This window comes from Photobacterium sp. R1 (genome assembly GCF_054600795.1).
The window spans coordinates 1-253 of record NZ_BAAHZP010000753.1 but is presented as its reverse complement, the minus strand read 5'-3'; the positions used below and the strand labels follow the sequence as shown (position 1 = coordinate 253).

Sequence of the window (253 nt, the reverse complement as noted above, 5' to 3'; positions counted from 1 at the left end):
ACGGCATTGCATCAGGCATGGCTGGCACACGGTGAAGAGTGGTCAACCAATGTGATCAATGGCCGGCCTATTGTTGTGATTGGTTTTCATCAGCCTGTGCTAGCGGGTCAATGGCAGATTGAAGCACTTGAACTGCCTTATCCGGGCGATAAAACATACCCGGTTCAGGGGTGGGAGCATGTTGAGTTTGTCGTGCCTTGTCAGGCGTCAACCACAGAGGAATTAAAAATGGCTCTGGATGCGCGTTTTCCCG

At 51.8% G+C, this 253-nt stretch carries 1 protein-coding gene; it reads left to right on the top strand.

The features are described 5' to 3' along the window. Positions 1-253 (top strand): VOC family protein (locus ACYP03_RS27095; protein ID WP_459782818.1); only part of this gene is annotated, 253 nt, incomplete at both ends.